The organism is Actinoplanes sp. NPDC026619, from assembly GCF_040638295.1.
Lineage (GTDB): Bacteria > Actinomycetota > Actinomycetes > Mycobacteriales > Micromonosporaceae > Actinoplanes.
This window is the reverse complement of record NZ_JBEZYA010000035.1, coordinates 31,462-49,720: the sequence shown is the minus strand read 5'-3', so window position 1 is coordinate 49,720 and position 18,259 is coordinate 31,462. Positions and strand designations below refer to the sequence as shown.

17 protein-coding genes are annotated in these 18,259 nt (G+C 70.1%); 10 read left to right on the top strand and 7 right to left on the bottom strand.

Annotated elements, in window-relative coordinates; all coding sequences use genetic code 11:
- Positions 1 to 26: 26 nt before the first annotated feature.
- The gene (locus tag AB0E90_RS44725; RefSeq protein WP_360418492.1) at positions 27 to 584 is read right to left on the bottom strand and encodes a GNAT family N-acetyltransferase; all 558 of its coding nucleotides are present in this window, start codon (positions 582 to 584) and stop codon (positions 27 to 29) included.
- A gap of 111 nt (positions 585 to 695) precedes the next feature.
- Between AB0E90_RS44725 and AB0E90_RS44720 the strand changes: the two genes are divergently transcribed.
- Entirely contained in the window at positions 696 to 1,016 is a 321-nt protein-coding gene (locus tag AB0E90_RS44720) for a hypothetical protein (RefSeq protein WP_360418490.1), read from the top strand.
- Here the strand turns inward: AB0E90_RS44720 and AB0E90_RS44715 are convergent.
- Positions 1,013 to 1,174 (bottom strand): hypothetical protein, encoded by a 162-nt coding sequence (locus AB0E90_RS44715; RefSeq protein ID WP_360418488.1) that lies wholly within the window; start codon positions 1,172 to 1,174, stop codon positions 1,013 to 1,015. The genes AB0E90_RS44720 and AB0E90_RS44715 overlap by 4 nt on opposite strands.
- 122 nt (positions 1,175 to 1,296) lie before the next feature.
- On the opposite strand from AB0E90_RS44715, the gene AB0E90_RS44710 reads away from it, so the two are divergent.
- The 3 genes from AB0E90_RS44710 (at position 1,297) to AB0E90_RS44700 (ending at position 4,960) form a co-directional block, all read left to right on the top strand.
- Entirely contained in the window at positions 1,297 to 2,730 is a 1,434-nt protein-coding gene (locus AB0E90_RS44710) for a CYTH and CHAD domain-containing protein (RefSeq protein ID WP_360418486.1), read from the top strand.
- Between the two features lie 31 nt (positions 2,731 to 2,761).
- Positions 2,762 to 3,706 carry a polyphosphate kinase 2 gene (gene ppk2, locus AB0E90_RS44705; RefSeq protein ID WP_360418484.1) on the top strand — a complete coding sequence of 315 codons (945 nt, stop codon included), beginning with the start codon at positions 2,762 to 2,764 and terminating at the stop codon, positions 3,704 to 3,706.
- A gap of 339 nt (positions 3,707 to 4,045) precedes the next feature.
- Entirely contained in the window at positions 4,046 to 4,960 is a 915-nt protein-coding gene (locus AB0E90_RS44700; protein WP_360418482.1) for a ribonuclease Z, read from the top strand.
- Here AB0E90_RS44700 and AB0E90_RS44695 read toward each other — a convergent pair.
- From AB0E90_RS44695 to AB0E90_RS44685, 3 genes are read right to left on the bottom strand one after another with little or no spacing between them, the layout of a single operon-like run.
- Entirely contained in the window at positions 4,911 to 6,146 is a 1,236-nt protein-coding gene (locus AB0E90_RS44695; RefSeq protein ID WP_360418480.1) for a DUF6596 domain-containing protein, read from the bottom strand. The two genes, AB0E90_RS44700 and AB0E90_RS44695, sit on opposite strands and share 50 nt — an antisense overlap.
- Positions 6,147 to 6,158: 12 nt before the next feature.
- On the bottom strand, positions 6,159 to 6,818 hold the full coding sequence (gene msrA / locus AB0E90_RS44690; RefSeq protein ID WP_360418552.1) for a peptide-methionine (S)-S-oxide reductase MsrA: 660 nt from the start codon (positions 6,816 to 6,818) through the stop codon (positions 6,159 to 6,161).
- 48 nt (positions 6,819 to 6,866) lie between these two features.
- Entirely contained in the window at positions 6,867 to 7,280 is a 414-nt protein-coding gene (locus AB0E90_RS44685; RefSeq protein ID WP_360418478.1) for an HIT family protein, read from the bottom strand.
- Positions 7,281 to 7,431: 151 nt separating this feature from the next.
- On the opposite strand from AB0E90_RS44685, the gene AB0E90_RS44680 reads away from it, so the two are divergent.
- Together AB0E90_RS44680 and ilvA are read left to right on the top strand one after the other, a co-directional pair.
- Positions 7,432 to 8,790: an amidase family protein gene (locus AB0E90_RS44680; protein WP_360418476.1), complete on the top strand. Its 1,359-nt coding sequence runs from the start codon at positions 7,432 to 7,434 to the stop codon at positions 8,788 to 8,790.
- 21 nt (positions 8,791 to 8,811) lie between these two features.
- Positions 8,812 to 10,032 (top strand): threonine ammonia-lyase, encoded by a 1,221-nt coding sequence (gene ilvA / locus AB0E90_RS44675; protein WP_360418474.1) that lies wholly within the window; start codon positions 8,812 to 8,814, stop codon positions 10,030 to 10,032.
- Between the two features lie 15 nt (positions 10,033 to 10,047).
- On the opposite strand, the gene greA is transcribed toward ilvA, so the two are convergent.
- Both greA and AB0E90_RS44665 read right to left on the bottom strand, forming a co-directional pair.
- Positions 10,048 to 10,542, bottom strand: a complete 495-nt coding sequence (gene greA / locus AB0E90_RS44670; protein ID WP_360418472.1) for a transcription elongation factor GreA — start codon at positions 10,540 to 10,542, stop codon at positions 10,048 to 10,050.
- 128 nt (positions 10,543 to 10,670) lie between these two features.
- On the bottom strand, positions 10,671 to 11,090 hold the full coding sequence (locus AB0E90_RS44665) for a DUF4307 domain-containing protein (RefSeq protein WP_360418470.1): 420 nt from the start codon (positions 11,088 to 11,090) through the stop codon (positions 10,671 to 10,673).
- A gap of 89 nt (positions 11,091 to 11,179) precedes the next feature.
- Here AB0E90_RS44665 and mca point away from each other — a divergent pair, with 89 nt between their 5' ends.
- From mca to AB0E90_RS44645, 4 genes are all read left to right on the top strand, one after another.
- A complete protein-coding gene (gene mca / locus AB0E90_RS44660; protein WP_360418468.1) occupies positions 11,180 to 12,067 on the top strand; it encodes a mycothiol conjugate amidase Mca in 888 nt (295 codons plus the stop codon).
- Positions 12,068 to 12,123: 56 nt separating this feature from the next.
- Positions 12,124 to 12,417 carry a hypothetical protein gene (locus AB0E90_RS44655; RefSeq protein WP_360418550.1) on the top strand — a complete coding sequence of 98 codons (294 nt, stop codon included), beginning with the start codon at positions 12,124 to 12,126 and terminating at the stop codon, positions 12,415 to 12,417.
- A gap of 249 nt (positions 12,418 to 12,666) precedes the next feature.
- Positions 12,667 to 15,210, top strand: coding sequence for an EAL domain-containing protein (locus AB0E90_RS44650; protein WP_360418466.1), 2,544 nt, complete (start codon positions 12,667 to 12,669; stop codon positions 15,208 to 15,210).
- 265 nt (positions 15,211 to 15,475) lie between these two features.
- Positions 15,476 to 18,259 carry an alpha/beta fold hydrolase gene (locus AB0E90_RS44645; RefSeq protein WP_360418464.1) on the top strand — a complete coding sequence of 928 codons (2,784 nt, stop codon included), beginning with the start codon at positions 15,476 to 15,478 and terminating at the stop codon, positions 18,257 to 18,259.

Below are 18,259 nucleotides of genomic sequence, written 5' to 3'. Positions count from 1 at the left end.
TGCCTGGGCCGGCGGCCCTCATCCACTCAGGATGGAGGTATTCCGGGGGAGCGCCCGGGCGGCCGACTGGTCGTCCGGGCGCTGAGGTCCAGGCGGTAGCGCAACTGCGCCACCGGCACCCCGCTGATCGGCTCGACCCGGGTGGCGCCGTCCGGCCGCCAGCCGCCGCGGTCGTAGAAGCGGCGCGCCTGTTCGTTGTCCTCGAGCACCCAGAGCACCGCCGGGCCGTCGGACATCTCCGCGAGCTGGCCGAGCGCGTTGACCATGAGCAGCCGGCCGACCCCGGTGCCGACCAGGTCCGGTTCGACGTGGATGGCGTATAGCTCGGCGGCGCCGTCGACCTCGCTCGGCCCGACGTAGGTAAAGCCGGCCAGCCGACCGCCGTCCTCGGCGACGGTCAGCCGATGGGTGTCCTGCTCCCACTTCCACCGCTCGCTCCACCAGGCGCCGAGGGCGTCCGCCGACAGCGAGGCGAGCGTCTCGGCGGTGAGGATGTGCGCATAGGCGGCCGCCCGCGATCGATAGTGCAGGTCGCCCACTGCGAAAAGATCAACGTCGGCGGCGGTACGCAGGGAGGCGGTCACCGCCCCACGTTAGCCGCCGCCCGATGTCACGCGGCTGGCTGAAAAAGATCGACATATCCCGACATCGTTCGCACACTGGAGGCGACCCTCTACACCCCGGGAGGTGCGACCGTGCCGACATTCAACAACGAGGAGGAGCGAGCCGCCTGGGCTCTCGCCGAATCCCTCACCGAGCAGGCCGGGAAGATGATGCGCCAGGCCGAGGCCGCCCTCGAGACATGGAAGATGGGCAAGGAGATGAACCGGCTGCGCTGCGAGCGCCGGGGGATCAGCGCCTCGGACGCGGAGATCCGCTGGGCGGGGTCGGCCAACTCGAAGAACGCGCTCACCGACAACAGCTTTCACGTCGGTCTCGCGACGATGTATTTCAGCGCCGCCACCGCGAGTTACTCCCGCGCGCTCTACCTGCGGGCCAAGTCGGGTGGTCGCTAGTCCTTGTCGACGATCGGGGAGGCCGCCGGCTTGGGGCGGGCATCGTCGGCCGGCGATGCGGCCGACGCCGGTGTCGCGAGGGTCAGGCCGAGCACGGCTCCCGCGCTGATCAGGCCGATGCCGGCCAGCGAGATCGGGCGACGGTCGGGCTTATCCATGTGCTACCTCCAGCCGGATGAACCGGCCCTCAACAGTGCCACCGCCACCTGAGACGAACCTGTGCGGAAGCTGCCAATCCATTGGTCTGTGTATGCGCCCCTCGGTCGGGCAACATGAACGCATGGAGATCGCCAGCGAAACAGAGCGTAAATACGACGTCCCGGACGGCTTCGTACTTCCCTCGCTGGTCGGCACGGCCGGCATTCGCGACATCACCGGCGCCGAGACGCACGATCTCGACGCGACTTACTTCGACACCGATGATCTGACCTTGATGCAAAACCGGCTGACATTGCGCCGGCGGACCGGCGGCGGCGACGCCGGCTGGCATCTGAAGACCCCGGGCGCCGGCAACACCCGCACCGAGCATCGCGTCCCGCTCGGCGACGACAAGGACACCGTGCCGGCCGAGCTGCACGGCCTGGTCCGGTCGGTCAGCCGGCGGCAGAGCCTCGGGCCGATCGCCCGCCTGCGCACGCACCGGATCGAGACGCCGCTGCGCGACGCGAAGGGCCGCACGCTCGCGCTGGTCGCGCAGGACCAGGTGATCGCCGAGTCGGACGGCAAGGAGCAGCGCTGGCAGGAGGTCGAGGTCGAGCTGGTCGACGGCGACACCGCGGTGCTCGAGGCGGTCGAGCGTCGCCTGCTCGAGGCGGGCGCCACGCCGGCCGCCGGCCCGTCCAAGGTCGCCCGCGCGCTCGACAGCCGCCTGCGGAAGGTCCGCAAACCGATCAAGAAGAAGATCAAGACCAACCCGGTGATGACGTACGTCCGGGAGCAGCGCGCCGCCCTCACCGAGTTCGACCCGGGGGTCCGGCAGGGCGACCCCGAGTCCGTGCACAAGATGCGGGTCGCCACCCGGCGCCTGCGCAGCACCCTGAAGACCTTCAAGCGCTCGCTGCCCGGCTTCGAGGAGCTCGGCGGCGAGCTGAAGTGGCTCGCCGACCTGCTCGGCCAGGTGCGCGACGGCCAGGTGCAGGAGGGCAAGCTGCTGGCAAGCATCGAGGGGGCCGGCTCGCAGTTCGACGAGGTCTCCGCCCGCATCCGGGAATACCTGGACGACCAGGTGGCGAGCGGCCGCACCGCGCTGGCCGAGGCCCTGGAGGGCGAGCGCTACCTGACGCTGCTCGACCGCGTCGACGAGCTGACCGGCCTGGCCGGGGACGCCGAGCCGAAGCCGGTCAAGCGGGCCGCGAAGAGCCTCGCCAAGGCCGACGACCTGCTCGACCAGGCGCTGGCCGGCGGCGAGGATGTCGAGCTGCACGAGGCCCGCAAGGCCTACAAGCGCGCTCGCTATGCCGTCGAGGTCTTCGCGGGTGACGCCGGCAAGCCCGGAAAACAGCTGGTCAACGCGCTCACCGACCTGCAGGACGTGCTCGGCGCACACCAGGACTCGGTGGTCGCCCGGGAGCTGCTGCACGAGCTCGGGCCGGACAATTTCTGGTTCGGCGTGCTGTGGGCCCGGCAGGAGCAGGTCGGCAAGGACACGTACGCCGAGCTGCCCGTCGTCGTGGAGGCCTCCCGAAAGCGAAAGCTTCGAGCCTGGATCGGCTGAAGTTCACTTCCGGCGGGTATGAAATCAACTTATGCAGGCGGAGTTCCAGGAAGACGCGACCACCGAGCCCTACGACGGCCCGATCACCACGCTGGGCGGCTACCGGGTAGCCGACGATGACGATGACGACCCGGTGCTGCTCAACGCCGACGGCAGCCCGGTGGACACCTGGCGCGAGGACTATCCGTACGACGAGCGGATGGACCGTCAGGAGTACGACCGTCACAAGCGGCTCCTGCAGATCGAGCTGCTGAAGCTGCAGAACTGGTGCAAGAGCACCGGCGAGCGGATGGTGATCCTCTTCGAGGGCCGGGACGCGGCCGGCAAGGGCGGCACGATCAAGCGGTTCATGGAGCACCTGAACCCGCGCGGCGCGTCGGTGGTGGCGCTGGAGAAGCCCAGCGAGCGCGAGAGCAGCCAGTGGTACTACCAGCGCTACATCAGCCACCTGCCGGCCGCCGGCGAGATCGTTCTGTTCGACCGTTCTTGGTACAACCGGGCCGGCGTGGAGCGGGTGATGGGCTTCTGCACCCGCGCCGAGTACCTGGAGTTCATGCGGCAGACCCCCGAGCTGGAGCGGATGCTGACCCGCTCGGGCATTCACCTGATCAAGTTCTGGTTCTCGGTGACCCAGGGCGAGCAGCGCACCCGCTTCGCGATCCGCCAGGTCGACCCGGTGCGCCAGTGGAAGCTCTCCCCGATGGACCTGGCCTCGCTCGACAAGTGGAGCGACTACACCGAGGCCAAGGAGGCGATGTTCTTCTACACCGACACCGCGGACGCCCCGTGGACGGTGGTGAAGAGCAACGACAAGAAGCGCGCCCGCCTGGAGGCGATCCGGCACGTGCTGAGCCGCTTCAAGTACGAGAACCGGGACGATGAGGTGGTCGGCCGCCCCGACCCGCTGATCGTCGGCCCGGCCGCGCTCGCGGTCGAGGGCACCGAGATCTCGCCCAAGGTATTCCCTCGGCTCTAGTGAGGGCGAGGAGTGAGCCGGTTTTGCGAGCCCCGCAGTCGCGAACGAAAAGCGGTTCTGTGATTCAAAAATCATTGGCACCACCTCCCTGACGTGGTTACCGTGGCCGTACACGTGAAGGGAGGTGGTCCAAAGTTGGATAGCAACGGGACTCGTGAGGTGGCTGTCCGCTAGCCGCTGTCCTCGACAGCTTGTTTGAGCGTCGAGATCGTGTGGCAGCGGTCGCGGCGAAAATCAGGCAGCCATCCGACCCCCAGGGATCCGGCCTTGTCCGACCGGACCACTGCGCTTCGCGTCAGTGGAAGCCCCCTGGGGGTCGACCATATTCAGGAGTCGGTGATGCGCGAGCTGGTCGTGCTCGGCACGGCGAGCCAGGTCCCCACCCGGCACCGCAACCACAACGGTTACGTGCTGCGCTGGGACAACGAGGTGATCCTCTTCGACCCCGGCGAGGGCACCCAGCGCCAGATGCTGCTGGCCGGCCTGGCCGTGACCCCGCTGCGCCGCATCTGCATCACCCACTTCCACGGCGACCACAGCCTCGGCCTGCCCGGAGTGCTGCAACGCATCTCGCTGGACAAGGTCGCGCACCAGGTGACGGTCCACTATCCAGCGGCCGGCCAGGAGTTCTACGACCGTCTGCGGCACGCCACGAGCTACTGGGACAACGCCGACATCAAGGCGGCCCCGGCCGACGGCGCGATCTTCGAGGCGGAGACCTCGGCGGGGCGGCTCACCGCCCGGCCGCTCTGGCATTCCCTGCCGACGTACGGCTATCGCCTCACCGAACCGGACACCCGCCGCATGCTCCCCGAGCGCCTGGCCGAACACGGCATCGCCGGCCCGGCCGTGGGTGAGCTGCAGCGCGCCGGCCGCCTGGGCGAGGTGACGATCGAGCAGGTGAGCACGCTCCGCCCGGGCCAGACGTTCGCCTTCGTGATGGACACCGGCCTGTGCGACAACGTCTACGCCCTGGCCGAAAATGCCGACCTGTTGGTGATCGAGTCCACTTTCCTCGACGAGGATGCCGAGCTGGCGGCCATGGTGGGCCACCTGACCGCCGCCCAGGCGGCCACCGTCGCCCGCGAGTCGAACGTCCGCACCCTGGTCCTGACCCACTTCTCCCAGCGTTACCCGGACGCGTCCCGCTTCCTGGCCGAGGCCCGCCCGCACTTCGCCGGCGAGATCGTCCTGGCCGAGGACCTCATGCGGGTCCCGGTCCCGCCCCGGCCAACTGGTCGCGGCGAAGGCTGAGGTAAGCCTGCTCGGCGGTGTTGCCGGCCAGCCCGATCGCCCGGTCGTAAGCGTCCCGCGCCTGATCGCCGTGGCCCAGCCGGCGCAACAGTTCGGCCCGGGTGGCGTGGAAGGCGTGATAACCCTCCAGCGACAGCCCGTCGACCTCGGCCAGCCCGGCGGCCGCCCCGTCCAGTTCGGCGACCGCGATCGCCCGGTTGAGCCGCACGATCGGCGAGGGGTCGAGCCGCAGCAGTTGGTCGTAGAGCGCGACGACCTGCGACCAGTCGGTGTCCCGGATGTCGCGCGCGTCGGTGTGGACCGCGTTGATCGCGGCCAGGATCTGATAGCGCCCGGGTGCCTGCCCGGCGGCGAGGCGCGCGCGGACCAGGGCGTGGCCCTCGGCGATCAGCTCGCGGTCCCAGGCGCCGCGGTCCTGCTGGTCGAGGGGGACGAGCGCGCCGCTCGCCGACACCCGCGCGGCCCGGCGCGCCTCGGTCAGCAGCATCAGCGCGAGCAGGCCGGTGGCCTCGCCGTCAGCCGGCATCAGCTCGCCGACCAGGCGGGTCAGCCGGATCGCCTCGGCGGTCAGGTCACCGCGGACCGGCGCTTTCTCCGGATCGGAGGCCAGGTAGCCCTCGTTGAAGATCAGGTAGAGCACGGCGAGCACCCCGGTGATCCGGTCCGGGAGGTCGTCCCGGGACGGCACGCGATAGGGGATCCGGGCCGCCCTGATCTTGTCCTTCGCGCGGGTGATCCGCCGGCCCATCGCGCTCTCCTGAACCAGGAACGCGTGGGCGATCTCGGGCACCGTGAGCCCGCCGACCATCCGCAGCGTCAGCGCCACCCGCGTCTCCATCGCGAGCGCGGGGTGGCAGCAGGTGAACAGGAGGCGCAGCCGGTCGTCGTCGACGGCGCCGAGCGGCTCGGGGGCGCCGGTCAGCATCAGCGCCTGCTGGTGTTTCCCGTCCCGGCCGGCCTCCCGCCGGAGCCGGTCGATGGCCTTGCGGGTGGCGGTGGTGGTGAGCCATCCGCCGGGATTCGGCGGCACGCCGTCGGCCGGCCAGCGCTCGACGGCGGCGGCGAACGCGTCGGCGGCCGCCTCCTCGGCGACGTCGAGATCGCCGAAGCGGCGGGCCAGAGCCGCGACCACCCGGGCCCATTCCTCGCCGTGGGCCCGGGTGATCGCTTCGTCGACGTCCGTCATCCGCCTTTCTTATCAGGCGGTTCGGGCCACCCCGACCGGGCAGGTCATCCCGTTGGGGCCGTGGGTGCAGTAGCCGTTCGGGTTCTTCGAGGGCGCTAAGTACTGCTGGTGGTAGTCCTCGGCGTAGAAGTAGGTTGTCAGCGGCTGGATCTCGGTGGTGATCCGGCCACGGCCGGCCTTCGTCACCACCGGTTGGAAGGCCTCCTCGGACGCCTTCGCCGTGGCCAGCTGCTCGTCGCTCGTGGTGTAGATCGCCGAGCGGTACTGGGTGCCGACGTCGTTGCCCTGGCGCATGCCCTGGGTCGGGTCGTGGTTCTCCCAGAACGCCTTCAGCAGGTCCTCGTAGGCGATCCGGCTCGGGTCGTAGACCACCTGGACCACCTCGGCGTGACCGGTGGAGCCGGAACAGGTCTCCTCGTAGGTGGGGTTCCTGGTGAATCCGCCGGCGTAACCGACCGAGGTCGAGTAGACCCCGGGTAGCCGCCAGAAGATGCGCTCGGCGCCCCAGAAACAGCCCAGCCCGAAGACCGCGACCTCGAGGCCGGCCGGCCATGGGCCCTTGAGCGGGGTGCCGAGCACGGTGTGCTTGTCGGCGACCGGCATCTCGAGGAGGCGACCAGGCAGAGCCTTGTCGGGGGTGGGCAGCTCATGCTTCTTGTACCGCAGGAACACGGTCACTCCCTTCATCCGATCTCTGCAACGCTCGGAGTTAGGTGACCCTTACCCGAGCTCGGCGGCGATCTTCTCGGCGTACGTGGTGGCCTCGTCGTCGTTCGCGTACCTGGTGCGTGGCCAGAAGAAGCCGCGCAGGCCGTCGCCCTTCGTCCGCGGCACCACGTGGGTATGCAGGTGCGGGACCGATTGCGACACGATGTTGTTTATCGCGACAAACGTGCCGGTGGATCCCAGCGCGAGCGGAACCGCCGCGGCCACCCGCTGGACCAGACCGAAATATCCTGGCAAAAGGTCGGCGGGCAGGTCGGGCAGCGTCACCACGTGGGGGCGGGGGACCACCAGGACGTGGCCCTTGAACACCGGGCGGGTGTCGAGGAACCCCACTCCGTCGGGGGAATCGATGACCTTGAAAGCGGGCACCGACCCCGCCACGATCGCACAGAACACGCAGTCCGCCACCCCGCGAGACTAGCCTTGCGCAGCACGACACACCGGTCCGCCGCGGTCTTGCCGCTTGAAGTCCCCGCCGATCTCGTGCGACTGTCTGTCGGCATCGAAAGCGGGCACTCGGCTGAGACCCCTGAGCTGATTTCAAAGCATGGAGCATGGCATGTCGGATGGCACGAGCTGGGTGGGCGCCACGGCGAAGCAGATCTCCCGGGCGGTACGGCGTGGTGACGTGTCCGCCACCCAGGTCGTCGCCGACACGCTGGAGCAGATAGCCATCTCCGACCCCTCGCTGGACGCGTTCCGGGTGGTGCGCGCAGGCGAGGCGCTCGCCGAGGCGGAGAAGGTCGACGACCAGGAAGATCTGGCCAACCTGCCGCTGGCCGGCGTGCCGGTCGCGGTGAAGGAGAACACCGCGGTGGCCGGCCTGCCCACCTGGGGCGGGTCCGCCGCCGCGCGCGGCCCGGTCGCCGAGGTGGACCACGAGGTGGTGCGCCGGCTGCGCGGCGCCGGCGCGGTCGTCGTCGGCGTCACCCGGATGCCCGAGATGGGGCTGTGGGCGGTCACCGACGACACCGACGTGCCGACCCGCAACCCGTGGGATCGCGACCGCACCCCGGGCGGCTCGTCCGGTGGCTCGGCCGCGGCGGTGGCCGCCGGGCTGGTGCCGATCGCGCAGGGCAACGACGGGCTCGGCTCGATCCGCATCCCGGCCGCCTGCTGCGGTCTGGTCGGGCTCAAGCCGGGCCGCGGCGTGATCCCGGCCGAGCTGGGCATCGACGACTGGTTCGGGCTGGTGGAAAACGGCGTGCTGACCACCACGGTGGCCGACGCGGTGCTCGGCTTCGCGGTGCTGGCCGGCCGTGAGCCGATCCGGCTGGTCGAGCCGCCGAAGCTGCGGGTCGGCATCTCGACCCGGTCGCCGGTGGTCGGCATCAAGCCCGACGAGCCGAACCGCCAGGCCGTCGCGACCGCCGCAAAACTGCTGGTGGGGGCCGGGCACGACACGGTCACCGCGGAACCGCGCTACCCGACCTCGCTGGGTCTGCGGGTGCTGGCCACCTGGTTCGCCTCGGCCTACCGCGAGTCGCAGCAGCTCGACGTGTCGCAGCTGCAGCCGCGCACCCGCCGGCACATCCGGCTCGGCAAGTGGGCGTGGAAGGCCGGGCTGGTCAAGCAGTCGCACCGGGACGCCTGGCGGGAGGCGGCCATCGCCTTCTTCGCGGAGCACAACGTGGATGTGCTGGTCACGCCGGCGCTGGCCGCCGCGCCGCCGCTCGCGGAGCAGTATTCGACCGGCTCATGGCGGCACAACATGCAGGTGAGCATGCGGTACGCCCCGTACGCCGCGCCGTGGAACGTGGCCGGTCTGCCGGCCATCGTCGTCCCGGTGGGCATGCGCCCCGACGGTCTTCCGCTGACCGTGCAGATCGTCGGCCCGCCCGACTCGGAGCTGCTGCTTCTCGCGATCGCCGGCCAGTTCGAGGTCAGCAACCCCTGGCAGCGTCACGCCTTCGGGTGACCGGGTGGCAGGATTCCTACCATGGACCTCCTGTCCCTCGCCGATGTCCAAGCGGCTCGTGAGCTGCTTACCGGGATCGCCACCAGGACCCCGCTGATCGAGTCCCGCCCGCTCTCCGAGATCACCGGCGTGCCGACCTGGTTGAAGTGCGAGAACCAGCAGCGCGCCGGCTCGTACAAGGTGCGTGGCGCGTACACCCGGATCGCCCGCCTCTCCGACGCCGAGCGCAAGCGCGGCGTCGTGGCCGCCAGCGCCGGAAATCACGCGCAAGGGGTGGCGCTCGCCGCCGGCCTGCTCGGCGCGCGCGCCACGGTCTTCATGCCGGAGGGCGCGCCGCTGCCGAAGGTCACCGCCACCAGGGGGTACGGCGCGGCCATCGAGTACGCCGGGACCAGCGTGGACGACGCGCTCGACGCGGCGCACCAGTTCGCGGCGGAGACCGGGGCGGTGCTGATCCACCCGTTCGACCATCCCGACGTGATCGCCGGTCAGGGCACGGTCGGCCTGGAGATCCTCGAGCAGTTGCCGGAGGCGGCCACGATCGTCACCGCGACCGGTGGCGGCGGCCTGATCTCGGGCTTGGCGGTGGCGGCGAAGGCGCTGCGACCGGACATCCGGATCGTCGGCGTGCAGGCCAGCGGGGCTGCCGCCTTTCCGCCGTCGCTGGCCGCGGGCGCGCCGGTGAAACTCGAGCGGGGCGTCACGATCGCCGACGGCATCGCCGTGCTGCGGCCCGGGGATCTCACGTTCGCGCACGTCAGCAAGCTGGTTGACGAGATCGTCACGGTCACCGACGAAGATCTGTCGGCGGCGCTGCTGGTGCTCTTGGAGCGGCACAAGATGGTGGTCGAACCGGCCGGCGGGGCTGCGGTGGCCGCCCTGCTCACCGGGGCCTGCGTGGCGACGCCGGGCGGGCCGGTGGTGGCGATCCTGTCCGGCGGCAACATCGACCCGATGCTGCTCATGCGGGTGATCGAGCACGGGCTGGCGTCGGCCGGTCGGTTCCTGCGGCTGGCGGTGCACTGCGACGACCGGCCGGGGGCGCTGGCGCGACTGCTGGGGGAGATCGCCGATCAGCGGGCGAACGTGGTCGACATCGCGCACTCCCGGCAGAGCCCGCGGCTCAGTTTCGGGGAGGCGGAGGTGGCCCTGTCGGTGGAGACCCGCGGGCCGGACCACTCGGCCGCGCTGATCAGCGCGTTGCGGGGGTCGGGCTATCGGGTGGACCCGCTCAGTTACTGAACGGGCCCACCCGGGTCAGCCTTCGAAAGCGCCGAACTTGACCACGGTGACCTTGATGTCGGCGCCGCTGGGGGCCGTGTAGGTCACGGTCTGCCCGGTGCTGCTGCCGAGCAGCGCCTTACCCAGGGCTGACTCGGGGCTGTAGACCGTGAGGTCGGTGGTGGAGGCGATCTCGCGGGAGCCGAGCAGGAACGTCTCGGTGTCGGTCTTGTCGTTGTCGAAGTAGATCGTCACGACCGAGCCGGGCTGCACCGAATCGGCCGCCTGCACCTCGCCGACCTCGGAGTTACGCAGGAACTCCTTGAGGTATTGGATGCGGCCTTCCTGCTTGCCTTGCTCCTCGCGGGCAGCGTGGTAGCCGCCGTTCTCCCGGAGGTCACCCTCCTCGCGCCGCGCGTTGATCTCGGCCGCGACGGCGGGCCGGCCGGCGATCAGCTCGTCAAGCTCGGCCTGCAGCCGGTCGTAAGCGTCCTGAGAAAGCCAAGTCTTGGGCGCCTCTGAACTGGACACGGTCGATCTCCTTGCTGGAACGGGGAACGCTGCGGAAACGAACGGAGCGAATCACCAAGCTTACCAGCGGTAGGCCAGGCGCCTGGATTGCTCGATCTTGCACTATTCGACCCCCGGACGGGAGGGGGTCAGCCGGCCGGTTGACACCCGAGCACATCGCCGACCGAGCCCTTGACGGTGGTGGTCACCGACTCCTCAGCCTCCAGCGAGCTCTGCCCCGCCGCGGCACGCACCACGACCGTCCGGCGACCGATCTCGTTGCCGCCGAAGTCGCGGGCGCGCAGCACGCACTCGGCCGCGCCGCCGGCCGGGACCGTGACCCGGAACTTGATCAGCATGGTGGTGTCGTTCGGCTCCTGCCACCCGACGATCTGCGCCTGGTAATCGGTCTGGCCGTACCGCTGATAGAGCTTGTAGGTCACCAGCAACGACCCCAGGATGACCAGGATCAGGGCAGCGATCGGCAGCACGCGTCTGCGGCGCGCCTCGCGCCGCCGCCCGTAGCGTCCAGGCGGGAAGACCGGGTCTGTGGTGTGCGTCTCGCTCACCTGACCACCTCTCGTGCGTTTCTTGTCGGTGGGATCGGCCAGAATGGCAGGGTCCATCTTCGCAGCAGGCCGTGCAGGGAGAATTTCAGGTGACCGAGCAGATGCGTCTCATGGCGGTGCACGCCCACCCCGACGACGAGTCGAGCAAGGGCGCCGCCACGATGGCCAAATATGTGGCCGACGGCGTGCAGGTGCTGGTCGCGACGTGCACGGGCGGCGAGCGCGGCAGCGTGCTCAACCCGAAGATGGACCGTCCCGAGGTGCTGGCCGACATCACCAACATCCGGCGCGCCGAGATGGCGAAGGCGCGCGAGATCCTCGGCGTCGACCAGGCGTGGCTCGGTTTCATCGACTCCGGCCTGCCCGAGGGCGACCCGCTGCCGCCGCTGCCCGAGGGCTGTTTCGGCCTGCAGGACCCGGAAGAGGCGGCCAAGCCGCTGGTCAAGCTGATCCGCGAGTTCCGCCCGCACGTCATGACGACCTATGACGAGAACGGCGGTTACCCGCACCCCGACCACATCATGTGCCACAAGATCTCGGTGGTGGCCTTCGAGGCGGCCGGCGACCCGGAGAAATACCCGGAGCTCGGTGAGCCGTGGCAGCCGATGAAGCTCTATTACAACTCCGGCTGGACCCGGGCGCGGATGCTCGCGCTGCACGAGGGCATGCTGGCGGCGGGCCTCGAGTCGCCGTACACGGAATGGCTCGAGAAGTGGTCCGACCGGGACGACCGAGGTGACAAGATCACGACCCGGGTCGAGTGCGGGGAGTTCTTCCACATCCGGGACGACGCGCTGCGCGCGCACGCCACCCAGGTCGACCCCGACGGTTTCTGGTTCCGCATCCCGCTGGAGCTTCAGCAGAAGGTGTGGCCGACCGAAGACTTCGAGCTGGTCCGTTCGCTGGTCGACAGCCCGGTCCCGGAGTCCGACCTGTTCGCGGGCATCCACGAGTCGGCGGTACGCTCCGAGGTGTGAACCTCTTCGCGGTCAACAATTTCGGCGACACCCGGTCCGGCGGTCTGGCCGGCCCGATGGGTCTGTTCGTGATCGTGTTGCTGGTCATAGCAACTGTCTTGTTGATTCGCAATATGAACAAGCGCTTGCGTCGGCTTCCCGACAGTTTTTCGGATGCGGAGCAGACGCAGCGTGAAGCTGAGATCGCACGCCTTAACGCCGACCTCGAGCAGTCGGGTGCTGATGACCCCGCGCAAAACGTCGACCAGGATCGATCGCAGGCTGCCCCGGCCACCACGGAAGACGAGGTCAAGGGCATTACTACGGACAGTGACGCCCTTCCCGCAGAAGGCGATCAGCGGCGCGTCTGACCACGGCGCGGCCCATTCTTCGGCCTGAATGGACACCACCCTCCGTATTGGTCTGACCAAATACGACCACGGGTCGTACGTCAACCCTTGTTGTGTTCATCGGGATTGATTTAGCCTTCCGCCGGGGGTCTCAACGACCCCTGACCCGGCGCGGAAGGGGGCCATCTAAATGACCATTCCCCGCCCCCGCCATTCGCTCCTGCAAATGCACGTGCATCCGTCCGTGCCGCTCGTGAACTGGGACAACTCATGACCGCCCCACCGGTCGCCCGGTCCGGCGTCCGTCGATCGTGGATCGACGCGACCGGCCTCGCCGGACGCTCCCGGGCGGTGCGTTCGCTCACCGCCTGCGTCATCGCGCTGGCGGTCCTGGTGGCCGTCGGGGGCGCTCTTCTGCCCGTCCCGCGGCCCGCCGATCGTCCACTCTCGGTAACGATCGGGGTGGCTCTCGCGGCTCTGCTCGTGGCGGCCGGACAACTTGCCCGGCTTCGTTTCCGCCTCGGGCGTGGCGTCGTCTCGGTCTCCTGGGGCGAGGCCGCGTTCATCATCGGTTACGTCGTGGCGCCGCCTGGCTGGCTGCCACTGGCCACGCTGGCGGGCGCGGTCGGCGCCTGGGCGGTGCTGTCCTGGCTCGACGAACACCGCAACGTGGCCGAGGTGACGCACCTTGCCGCCTCGCTGTCGCTCGGTGCGGCCGGCGCCGCCACGGTGGCCCGGCTGATCGGCGGCGACGCGCCGATTCTGAGCGTGCGCACGCAGGTAGCCCTGGTCGCCGGCGCACTGGCCTACCTCGTGGTCACGTTCGGGCTCGCCGCTCTCACGTTGACGCTGCACCGGGACGCCGCCACCGCACAGATCTTCGCGCGTATCCCGTACGCCAAGATCCCGATGTTCGTCGGGAACGTCCTGGTCGGCCTGGCCGCCGTGTTCGCGCTGGTCCGCGGGCCGGCCTGGTTGTTCGCGTTCGTGCCCGGCCTGTGGCTGCTCCAGCGCACCTACCGCTTCCACCTGCGCGCCGAGGAGGAACGCCGGATGTGGGAGGCGTTCGCCGCGGCTACCTCGACCCTGCCCGGCGCCACCGAGTCGGAGGTGGCGGCGGCCGGTCTGCGCGGCGCCCTCGACGTCTTCGGCGCCCGCCGGGTCGAGCTGGAGGTGCGCACCCCGGAGGGCGAGCATCGGTACGCGAAGGACGGCCCCGGCCAGGACAACCTCCTCGCCGGCCTGCCCGGCCCGGCGATCACCCGCACGATGGTGGTCGGCACCGAGATCGTCGGCGAGCTGACCGTCTGGCTGGCCGCCCCGACCCTGCCGGTGCCCCGCGACGAGGCGGCCATCTCCGCCTACGGCGACGCGCTCGCCGCGGCGCTGCATGATGCGGCGGCCGGCGCCCGGGTCGCCGAGCTTCGCGAACAGGCCACCTACAACTTCGCCCACGACCAGCTCACCGGCGTGCGCAACCGGGCCAGCCTGCTTGCCGACGGCGACCACCTGCTGCGCTCGCTGGAACGCGACCGGCACGTGGCCCTGCTCCTGCTCGACGTCAACGGCTTCCGTGAGGTCAACGGGACGCTCGGCCACCGGTGCGGCGACGAGGTGCTGGCGCTGATCGCCGAGCGGCTGGGCGAGATGTCCCGCGAGTCGGAACTGGTGGCGCGCACCGGCGACGACGAGTTCGCGCTGCTCATTCCGGCGATCGCCACCCTCACCGACTCGGCGATGCCGCTGCACGAGACGCCGAGCCCGCTGCCGCTGGCCGTGCGGCGGGCCCGCGAGCTGGCCGAGCACATCGGCCAGCCGATGGAGATCGCCGGCGTGCGCCTGGCGGTCGAGATCGCGGTCGGCGTCGCGGTCGCACGGGCCGGCCGGGTGGAGTTCACCGAGCTGGTGCGCCGCGCCTCGCTCGCCCTCGACCAGGCGAAACAGCAGGAGCTGGCGGTCTCCACCTACGACACCAGCCAGGACGCGCTGACGACCGACGAGCTCGCGCTGCTGGCCGAGCTGCAGGACGCGCTGGCCGTCGACGATCAGATCGTGCTGCACCTGCAGCCCGCGGTCGACCTGGTGACCGCCGCCCCGACCGGCGTGGAGGCCCTGGTCCGCTGGCGGCATCCCCGCCGGGGCCAGCTCTCGCCGAACGACTTCATCCGCACCGTGGAGCACACCGAGCTGCTGACGCCGTTCACCCACCGGGTGCTCGACCTGGCTCTGACTGCCGCCGGGAACTGGAACCAGGCCGGGGTCGACCTGCCGGTCTCGGTGAACGTGTCCGCGCGCAGCCTGCTCGATCCGGGTTTCCCGGGCCAGATCACGGACGCCCTGCGCCGTCACCGCACGCCCGCCTCCCGCCTGGTCCTGGAGATCACCGAGTCGGTCGCGGTCAGCGAGCAGGCGATCGTCGACGACGTCCTGGCCGAGCTGCGGGACGCCGGCGTGCAGATTTCCCTCGACGACTTCGGCACTGGTTATTCCTCCCTGGCAATAGTTACGAGAGCGCCGGTCCACGAGATTAAGATCGACCGCTCGTTTGTGGACGACATGATCGACTCGGCGGCCGCGGAGGCGGTCGTGCGCGGCGCGGTCGAGCTCGGCGCCCGGCTGGGCGTGCGGGTGGTGGCCGAGGGCGTGGAGACCACCGAGCAGCGGGCCGCGCTGATCGAGCTGGGCTGTCCGAACGCGCAGGGCTACCACTTCTGCAAGCCGATGCCGGCCGACCGCATCGTCCAGGCGCTGACCCAACTGGCCGAGGCGGCTCCGGACAACATCCGCCCGTTGCGGGCGGACGACGCCTCGTAAACGGGGTTTGACCGGCCTGTCTTGACGTAGGTCGAATTGACCGGCCTGTCGCAAGTTACAAGATCGGTGATCGGTCATTGACGCGCCGTGATCGCGTTCGTAGCGTGCAATCCAATTAGGACGCTCAATCGTCTCTTGTGGACTTGCGCAATTCGCCGACCGGGTCATGGGGCACTCGGACGACGAAGCAACCACCAGGGACATCCCGGCCGCCACACGGGAGGCAGAGGTGTTCCGGCTTTTTCGTCGCCCCATTCTTGTTGTCGTGCTCGTCGCGACAGTGCTCGCCGCACCACCACCGCGCCCGGCCGAGGCCGCGCCGCCCGACCCCGGCGCCACCGGCCGCGCCGCATCGGCCCGCCGGACCGCGACCGCCGTGGATCAGCCCGCCACCCAGGCCCGCGGCACCGCGGCATTGTCCCCGGTCGGCACCGACGACGGAGCCGCCCGCGCGCTGGCGCAGGCCGCCTTCGACGGTGGTTACGCCGACGCCTCGTTCGTGCGGGTGCCGCCGCTCGGCGGCACTCACGCCGTGGTCTCCGCGCTGGGCGCCTATCCGCCGTCCGGGAGCTCGGCGGCGCTGCTCACGACCGGCGACGCCACCCTCGCCGACGACCCCGACGACTACCACTCCTCCGGGCGTGACTCCGGCGGTGGGGTCTATCGGGGCGACCACACGTACGACGTCACGGTGCTCCGCGTCGTCTTCGACGTGCCGTCCGGGAACAACTGCCTCAACCTGCGTTTCCGGTTCTACAGCGAGGAATACCCGGAGTTCGCGACCGGGACCTACAACGACGCCTTCCTCGCCGAGCTGGACAGTTCGACCTGGGACACCGCCGGGACGACGATCAACGCGCCGAACAACTTCGTCCGTAGCCGCAGCGGTGGCCCGATCGGCAGCGCCGCCGCCGGCCAGCTGGGCATGAACCGGAGCAATGCCACCGGGACGACGTACGACGCGGCCACCCCCACTCTCGAGGCGACCACCCCGGTGACGCCCGGGCGGCATTCGGTCTTCCTCTCCGTCTTCGATCAGTACGACGCGGTCTACGACTCGGCCGTCGCCATCGACCGGGTCAGCTCCAGTCAGCGGCAGGACTGCCCGGTCGGGATCGGGAGCCGGGACCGGCCGATCATCTTCGTCCCCGGCATCCTCGGTTCGCAGCTCGACGACGGCAACGGCAAGGAGCAGTGGCCGGCCGTCAGCAAGCTGCTCACCAGCCGATCCGACGACCACCTGGACCGGATCAAGCTGAAGGCGGACGGCATCACCGACGAGTGCAACTGCAACATCCACCCGACCAAGGTGATCGAGAAGATTCTCGTCAAGGACATCTATAAGAACGGGCTGAAATACCTGCAGGACGCCGGGTACGTCCTGGACAAGGACGGCCGCCCCAGCGCCGGCGAGACGCTCTTCCCGCATCCGGTGGACTGGCGGCTCTCCGCGGCGCAAAATGCCGGCGGCCTGCTGACGCACATCGAGGCCGTGCTCCAGGCGACCGGCGCCGACAAGGTGAACATCATCGCCCACTCCCAGGGCGGGCTCGTCACCATCGCGATGCTGTCGCTGAACGCGTCGGTGGGCAAGGTCAACCGGGTGGCCACGCTCGGCACGCCGTTCCTGGGCGCGGCCAAGGCCCTGGGCGTCCTGCGTTACCAGAAGCCGTGCATGATCCCGGCCGCCTTCTTCTGCCTCGTGAACGAGGCGAAGCTGCAGGAGGTCGGCACCAACATGCCGGGCATGCTGAACCTGCTGCCGAGCCAGTTGTACTGGGGCCAGGTCGGTGTGCCGCTGGTGACGAAGCGGCCGTTCCGCGACGAGAGCGGCAACGAATACACCGTGGAGCACAAGCTGACCTTCGGCGAGGTGCGGGACAAGCTGTCCGGCTTCAACCTGCCGCTGATCGACCAGTCCACCGCCTGGCACAACGCGAACGACGTCTTCACTCCCCGGGACCCGAACCTGGCCATGGTTCGGATCGTCGGCTCCGGCAACGCGACCATCCACCAGATCGCCGAGGTGCACCGCCGCGGCTGCCTGCCGCCGGAGATGGGCGGGGGCTGCACCGAGACCGACAACGTCGAGTTCAGTGAGCCCAAGACCGGCGATGGGACCGTCCCGGAGGGCTCCGCTCGCGGCAGCGGAGACACCCGCTTCTACCGGGTCATCAACGTCAACCCGCGGGATCACGGCGATGTCAGCCACGTCGCTCTGCCCGGCAACAAGAAGGTGCTGGCGATGGCTCTGGACATCGTCCGGGTGGACGGACCGCTCAGCACCAGTGCCGGCCCCGGCGCCGGCATCGCGGAGGCGACCGGTGCGGCGATGCCGCCCGGGGTGAGCGAGGAGCCGGCCGCTCTGGCCGGCACCGAACTGACCACCTGGGGCCCGATCGGTGGCCTGCTCACCGACGCCGACGGGCGCCGGACCGGCCTCACCGAGCTGACCGAGCGCCGCCCGGTCACCGACATCCCGGGCAGTTCCTTCGACGACTCCGGCACCTACTCGAGGAGCTTCCTCATCGAAGGCGGCGCCGCGGGCCGATGGACCGCCACCGCGACCGGCGAGGTGGGGTTCCGGCTGCGCGCCTTCACCGACGGCGCCGCCGCCACCGCGGTCGCGTATCCACCGGTGGCGGTGCGGCAGGGTGCGGTTCTGACCCTCGCCCAGGTCAGTGCGCCGCTGCCGGCCACCGCCCCGGCGCTGGGGATCGACGACGACGGGGACGGCGACGTCGACCGGACGGTGGCGCCCCGCCCGCCGGTCGCCGGCGCCGCGGCCGGGGACGACACCCCACCGACGACCAGCTCGGCCGTGGCACTCGCCGCGGGCCGGGCGCGGATCACGGTCACCGCCGCCGACGAGACCGGTGGCTCGGGTGTGGACCGCATCGAATGGCTGCAGACCTCGCCCGGCGACAACCGCTTCCGGCCCTACACCGGGGTGCTCGACGTGCCGGCCGGCGGCACCGTTTACATCCGGGCGGTGGACCGGGCCGGCAACGCCGATCCGTCGTACTACGGCATCAACCTCGGAGGCTGA

What these genes read in the sequence shown, in the direction of transcription:
- AB0E90_RS44715 (WP_360418488.1), bottom strand. Translation starts at nt 1,174, where the DNA reads ATGGATAAGCCCGACCGTCGCCCGATCTCGCTGGCCGGCATCGGCCTG.
- AB0E90_RS44710 (WP_360418486.1), top strand. Translation starts at nt 1,297, where the DNA reads ATGGAGATCGCCAGCGAAACAGAGCGTAAATACGACGTCCCGGACGGC.
- ppk2 (WP_360418484.1), top strand. Translation starts at nt 2,762, where the DNA reads ATGCAGGCGGAGTTCCAGGAAGACGCGACCACCGAGCCCTACGACGGC.
- AB0E90_RS44700 (WP_360418482.1), top strand. Translation starts at nt 4,046, where the DNA reads ATGCGCGAGCTGGTCGTGCTCGGCACGGCGAGCCAGGTCCCCACCCGG.
- AB0E90_RS44695 (WP_360418480.1), bottom strand. Translation starts at nt 6,146, where the DNA reads ATGACGGACGTCGACGAAGCGATCACCCGGGCCCACGGCGAGGAATGG.
- AB0E90_RS44680 (WP_360418476.1), top strand. Translation starts at nt 7,432, where the DNA reads ATGTCGGATGGCACGAGCTGGGTGGGCGCCACGGCGAAGCAGATCTCC.
- ilvA (WP_360418474.1), top strand. Translation starts at nt 8,812, where the DNA reads ATGGACCTCCTGTCCCTCGCCGATGTCCAAGCGGCTCGTGAGCTGCTT.
- AB0E90_RS44655 (WP_360418550.1), top strand. Translation starts at nt 12,124, where the DNA reads ATGGGTCTGTTCGTGATCGTGTTGCTGGTCATAGCAACTGTCTTGTTG.
- AB0E90_RS44650 (WP_360418466.1), top strand. Translation starts at nt 12,667, where the DNA reads ATGACCGCCCCACCGGTCGCCCGGTCCGGCGTCCGTCGATCGTGGATC.